Origin of the sequence: Parabacteroides leei (assembly GCF_023369805.1) — a bacterium.
Classification (GTDB): domain Bacteria; phylum Bacteroidota; class Bacteroidia; order Bacteroidales; family Tannerellaceae; genus Parabacteroides; species Parabacteroides leei.
Map to the genome: position 1 here is coordinate 1 of NZ_JAMBQG010000041.1, position 4,095 is coordinate 4,095.

3 protein-coding genes are annotated in these 4,095 nt (G+C 45.9%); all 3 read right to left on the reverse strand.

What is annotated here, in order from left to right:
- Positions 1–164: 164 nt before the first annotated feature.
- From M1P97_RS26090 to M1P97_RS26100, 3 genes are read right to left on the reverse strand one after another with little or no spacing between them, the layout of a single operon-like run.
- Positions 165–1,073: a tyrosine-type recombinase/integrase gene (locus tag M1P97_RS26090; RefSeq protein ID WP_022218716.1), complete on the reverse strand. Its 909-nt coding sequence runs from the start codon at positions 1,071–1,073 to the stop codon at positions 165–167.
- Between the two features lie 4 nt (positions 1,074–1,077).
- Positions 1,078–2,025, reverse strand: coding sequence for a tyrosine-type recombinase/integrase (locus M1P97_RS26095; protein ID WP_233426440.1), 948 nt, complete (start codon positions 2,023–2,025; stop codon positions 1,078–1,080).
- 51 nt (positions 2,026–2,076) lie between these two features.
- Complete coding sequence (locus M1P97_RS26100) at positions 2,077–3,969, reverse strand: hypothetical protein (protein WP_028728962.1); 1,893 nt, start codon at positions 3,967–3,969, stop codon at positions 2,077–2,079.
- Positions 3,970–4,095 lie beyond the last annotated feature (126 nt).

Sequence of the window (4,095 nt, forward strand, 5' to 3'; positions counted from 1 at the left end):
AACTCCTTATACTTCCGTTCTTTAAACTCTCAAAACTTTAAGGTCAGAGATTAAAAAAACAGTTCCCACACTGCCTCACAGTCCAAAACAAACTCAAAGAACACAAAAAATCCGCAAAAAGCCAAAAACAGCTTCCTGCGGACAAAGGTAATAAAAAAGTCGGATTATCGGTTTATGATATGCGTATAAATCTGTGTGCTTTCCAAACAGCCGTGTCCCAAAAATCGAGCGATATTCTCCACGCTCATGCCGTTCTGTAACAGATGTGTAGCTATGGAGTGGCGTAAAACATGGAAGTGTAGCCGCTTGCGTTTAATCTCTTCGTTATCGCATTGCTGATGTAAATAGTGCAAATCCACCGACAGGGTTATTTTCTTCTGCACAAAAAGGCGGTCATGCCCGCACCTGATTTGATTGCGGAAGTTGTAAATATAGTGCTGCAAGGCTTTGTACACATTGTCGCTCATCGGTACTATCCTGTCCTTGTAGCCTTTGCCCTGCCGTATAAAAATCGTTTTTCTATTGAAGTCTATTTCTGCGGGCGTAAGGTTGTATCCCTCGCTTAAACGCAATCCGCAGGCGTAGAAAAGTACAAAAACCAACTTCAACTGCTCCTGTTTGAGTTGCCTGTGTTCGTGGTCTAAATGCGGGTACAGGTGGTTGATAGCCTCTTGCAGCATTTTTATCTCTTCCACCGTAAAAGGTTCTATTCGGCGTATCCTTTGGGATTCGTCTATGGTAATACGGCGGTTGGTGGGAACAAGCGATGTCCGTGCTCCCATTTGGTGCAGAAACTCGCACAACTTGTCTATGGCGGTAAAATAATCGTTCAGATAGGAAGCACTTAACGTTCTGCCCTTAAACTTGGTATTGGGGCGGGTCTGTTGGCAGTCAAAAAAATCGTTGATGTGCTTTTGTTCGGCTTGAACAATGTGGGTAATGTCTTTGCTTTCAAGCCATAGAAAAAAATCTGTTACCCTATAACCGTAGTTACATACCGTTTCGGTAGCAAATCCCAACGTATCCAACCAAAAAACGTACTGTTCGTGTATTGCCTTAAAATGCGTGTTCATTGTTTTAGAACGGATTAAATTTTGTGATGTCTTCCGCCAGTTCTTCAATGTGGTTGGGCAGATACTCCTCCGTACTGATGATACTTTTATGCCCCGCCATATATTGGGCTTTACGCAGTCCGTATGTCCTTATCCAATATGTGATAAGTGAAGCCCTTATCTGTGCGAGGGAGACAAAGTGCCTGTCTATACGTTTGAGTGCTGTCGTAAGCTGTATCAATGCCCGTGTGGCGTGTTTTTCACTGTTATCCTGTCGCACAGGCAAAAACAATGTGCCGCTTTGGCTCTTGCCCGTCAGCAGGGGACGTATCCCGTTCATGTAACGTATCAGCGTACCTGTTTGCGTGGCGTGCAACGGCAGGATTCTGTCCCTGCCTCTTGTGGTGGTCTGTACCGTTACGGTGGCTTTGTACAGGTCTATATCTTCGGTTTGTAGATGTAACACTTCCCTTGTGGTCAAGCCCTGATGTATAAAGAACAGCAACATCACATGGTTACGGGTTTTGGTGTGACAGCTCTCTTTATAAAGGGTTGGACGTATGCCCGACAAGGATTTTTCTTCCGCCGCTTTTACATAGAGCTGATAATAGCTGTCGGCAAGTTCGGTCAGTTCTTCAGGAGTGTAGATGTAATGCAAACGCCGTTTTTTAACTCCCCGCAGTTTGATGAGTGCGGTGGGATTAAGACAGATAATCCCCTGCCCGACAAGACAGTCAAAGTAATGTCGCAGGGCGATAAGTCCGTGATTACTGCTTACGGCTTGATGGTTCTTATGGTGTTTTAGGTAGCTTAAATAGTTTAAAATGTCTTTCTTCTGTACGTTTATCGTATCTTGGTCGCCGTACCACGATATAAAAAGACTGACTTGTCTTGCGTATTCTTTTATCGTTACAGGGCTTTTGTCTTGCTGCTGTAAATAGTTTTTAAAATCTTCCATTCTCTTGGGTTGCATCTTTTCATTCATAAATTTCTTTTTTTGTGTCGTCCTACTCCCAAAGGCTTGTTATAAAGCGGTTTGCGGGTCGGTCATCGGGGATTGGCTTACTGTCTTACTGCCTGTCGCAGCGAGGGTATAATAATACTGTCGGTTTTTCCATTCCCGTTTGAGTTTTCCCTGCTGCCAAAGACGTTTTAAATAGCGGGCTTCGGTGATTTGACTTCTGCCTGTCAGGGTGGTAAAATCGGCTGGAATATATTCCCGGTCAGGACTTCGGGCTTCAAGTTCCAAAAGCAATTTAAGGGTATATTCCTCTTTGTCGTCAATGCGTTTACGCTTTGAGGGCTTTTGCGGTGATTCCGCACTTAATCCCGTTGACGGTTCTTGTTCGGATTCTGCTTTTTGCTCGGGTTCTGTCGGCGGATTCTGTTCTTTACGGTAAGCATTCCAGACATCTTTTAAAGTGGCTTGCATCTCCTGTTCGATACGTCCCTGCACCTCCTTTTGATTTCCGAAGTCCGTAAGTTTGTAAATAAATCCCTCCCTGTGCTTGTTTCCGCCTGCCACTTGGATGTATGAAAACAGCTTTAACTCCTGCAAATAGCGGTTCAGCGTGCGGGGGTGTATCGGTTTGGTCTTGCGTATATCCAAAGCGGTGAACTGTGTGGTCTTTGCCTGTTGCAGATACTCCGTAAGCCACTTGTAAAAGCCTCTTACGGACGTGCTCAGTTCATCAGCCCGCCTGAACAGCGTGTTTTTGAGCAGGGCAAACGCCATTTCAATATCCTGCGGATGGGTGCGGATAAATATCTCTCCTGTATCGGTGTCGGTCAGCCGTTCCCTTTGGTATTGGAAAAAGAAAGTGATCGCTTCGATAAAGTTAAGGAGTAGCAACAGCGATTTGCGGGGATAGGCTATATCTTGAGGCAGGTTTATCAATGTGGCATACGGATTGACAACACTGATGTTTTGCAGCGAGGCAATCACGCATTTTAAAAGGTGCTGGGCTCGGGCAATATCTTCGGTTCTTATCTGTCCCGCCCTGCACTTCTTCTGATACTCCATAACGGCAAGGTCTTGGGCGGGACTGTGGTTCAGGTGCAGGCAGAGAAACGGCAATCCGAGTTCTTCAAGATTTTTGTCCGAGTAGGCACAGGCTATCAGACAGAGTTTGGCTATCACTTCAAAGGTGGTGGAATGGAGCATTCCGTCTTTGTCCTTGGTGGCACGTGTATTTACCAGCCGTCCCTGCGTCTGGAGCGTTGCCAGCGGTTGCAACATCTGTGTCGTCCATTCCAAATCTTCGATAAAAAGGGCTTTGCCGTTAATATCCCCGCTGTCGAAGTAGTACAGGGCGTTTGCCGATATACGGCTGTGGAACGAGAACGAACCGTCGGGCATACACTCCGAGAGCTTTTGCAGGATATAACTTTTACCGATACCCGATTTTGCCAGACACAAAACCGAAAAGGGATTGGCCGACTTGTGCGACGCCAACGCCAAGAACAGGATAAGGGCGTTACGGTCTTCACCCAAAATGCCGATGGTGTTCAGTTGCTCCATCAGACTGCCCGACAGGTTCTTTTCCGAAAGAAAACGTACCGCTTTGCGTCTGTCTTCCTCGCTCGGAGAAAAAGCCTGTTGCGGGGATTTGCCCGTGTAACGTAACTGTTGCAGGCGGTATTCTTCCAACTGCAAGGTAAGGGTATAAAGGCTGCGGCTGGCTTCGAGGAGTTTCAGCCCCCATTTATCACAAAGGGTTCTTTGAAGTTTGTCGGTTTGGTTGTCATTGTATAAATCCAATGTGGTGCGCTGCGGCGGATAGTCATTGTACGTGATGCGGAGCGTGCAAACCATGCGTTCCACTTGCGACAAATCCACTCCGCCCAGCACATCAACCGTTAACAGGTCATCCGTATAGGTGATGAAACGGGAGTTTGTAATCTGTAAATTCTTCATGCTGTAATTGTTTAAATGTCAGGCACGAAATAACACAGATTATACGAGAAATGAAAATGAAGTTATTAACACAAGGGGATGACTGACAACCATTTCCCTCTTTTCTTCTGATGGTTTTAAGGGATT

Excerpts from the sequence above, each read along its gene's own strand:
- M1P97_RS26100 (WP_028728962.1), bottom strand. The coding sequence starts at position 3,969 with ATGAAGAATTTACAGATTACAAACTCCCGTTTCATCACCTATACGGAT.
- M1P97_RS26095 (WP_233426440.1), bottom strand. The coding sequence starts at position 2,025 with ATGCAACCCAAGAGAATGGAAGATTTTAAAAACTATTTACAGCAGCAA.
- M1P97_RS26090 (WP_022218716.1), bottom strand. The coding sequence starts at position 1,073 with ATGAACACGCATTTTAAGGCAATACACGAACAGTACGTTTTTTGGTTG.